This window comes from Henriciella sp., from assembly GCF_049649345.1.
GTDB lineage: Bacteria > Pseudomonadota > Alphaproteobacteria > Caulobacterales > Hyphomonadaceae > Henriciella.
Genome location: NZ_JBARZC010000587.1, coordinates 1 through 1,759 on the forward strand (window position 1 = coordinate 1; position 1,759 = coordinate 1,759).

The window sequence follows — 1,759 nt, forward strand, 5'->3', positions numbered from 1 at the left end:
AGAATGACGAGGGAGAATTCGCCGGCGCGATCTCCTTTGCACTGATGACCGAAGCGCTGATCAGAACCCTGCAGCTGACCAATCTTCCGGCAGACGTCGAACTCGCAATCTCGGACGGCGAAGGCCAGATCTTCGGCAGCGCGCGTTTTACAGAGCTGCCGGTCAACTGGATCGAAGAAGCGACTAACGATGAAGATGCCCAACTCTTCATCTCCAATGAGGCGGATATCGGCTCTCTGGATGTGGCTATCCGCGCGATTGTCGACGGGCGTATGTATGCGATTATTTCCCGGCCATCGCCTGGATTTTTCAGCGAGTTTACGCTGCAACCGATTGAAACGGTGGGTATTCCGCTCCTTTCATTCACGCTGGCACTTCTGGCCGCATGGCTGGCTGTCGACGGGTTAGTCCTGAAATGGCTGTCCCGGCTCAGACGCCTTGCGATGATTTACGGCGAAGGCCACTACAATTTCCGGATTGGCGAAGAGTTCGAAAACGCACCGGACGAAATTGCCAATTTTGCCAATACATTTGACGGCATGGCCAACCGGATCGCAGAGCGCGATTCAAGCCTGCGTAGCGCGATTGCCACTCGCGATGCGGCCGTGAAGGAAATCCATCACCGGGTGAAGAACAACCTTCAGATCGTTGCCAGCTTTCTCAATCTGCAGCGCCGGCAGCTACAGGACCCTGCTGCGCGCGAGGTTATTTCGGCAGCGCGCCACCGCATCGATGCGCTCTCGATCGTGCATCAGACGCTCTATCAGCACGAACGCCTCGAAACGGTTCACATGCAGCCTTTCCTCCAGGCTCTCCTCTCGCACCTCGCCGGCGCCCTCGGCATGGGAGAATGCCGCGTCACGGTCGAAAATGAGATTGCGGAAATTGACCGGTCTGCCGATGATGCAATCCCAGTCGCGCTCTTCGTGCTGGAGGCCGTCACAAATGCGATGAAATATGCATTTGATGACGACGGCGGTGTGATCACAGTTCGCTTGTTCGAAGAAGGAGAGCACATCGTCCTGACAGTGTCCGATAATGGATTCGGAGCGGAGTTTGAAGATGACGCCGATAGCAACTCGACGGGGCTCGGCTCTCGCCTCATGTCCGCCTTCGCCAAGCAGCTGCGAGCAGAGATGAGCCAGCATTCTCAGCCTGGCGAAGGATTCACAGTCAAACTAAAAATGCCACGCGAAGCGGCCGTGAAGCGCGAAGGCGTGTTTTAGGCATTTTCGCCCTGCATTATGAGATGAGTTTCAGCGTCCGAGAGATTGGGGGCAAGCGTGTGAGGTTTCTCCGGGACAAATCTGTCACCGTGCAGATTGTGAACCGTCACACGGCAATCTCGTCCCGACACGTCTATCAGATTGAAGCTCGCTGGATTGCTCCGCAGGCGTGTCGACAACGTTCCCGCAGACAAGGCGACATAAGCTTGAGCCTTGTGCTCGACAACCGTAACGGATGGAGCATGCACATGGCCGGTCAGCAGAAATCGGATGCCGCTTTGCGCCAGGCGGCGGCTCGCCCTGCGTCCCCTCTTCGTAGCGGTCCGGAGGGGCGCATCTGGCGGAGACAAGAATGGATGATGGCAGATAAGAAAGCTTCGGCGGTCTGAATTATCCTTCGCTTCGGAAATGACCGTTTCGAGTTTCTCCAGATTGACCGAGCCTTCCGCCCAGTTGCTCCGAGTCTGCCAGCCTCGGGCCGTATTCAGTCCGACAAGGCAGGCTTTCTCTAAGAGGAGCGGCCCCTCCAGATC

At 56.9% G+C, this 1,759-nt stretch carries 2 protein-coding genes; one reads left to right on the forward strand and one right to left on the reverse strand.

Annotation, left to right across the window (positions count from 1 at the left end):
• The coding region (locus WA989_RS16225) for a sensor histidine kinase (protein ID WP_424341520.1) at positions 1-1,226 on the forward strand (1,226 nt) is incomplete at its 5' end.
• Here the strand turns inward: WA989_RS16225 and WA989_RS16230 are convergent.
• A partial coding sequence (locus tag WA989_RS16230) for a metallophosphoesterase family protein (protein ID WP_424341521.1) occupies positions 1,223-1,759 on the reverse strand: 537 nt, incomplete at its 5' end. The two genes, WA989_RS16225 and WA989_RS16230, sit on opposite strands and share 4 nt — an antisense overlap.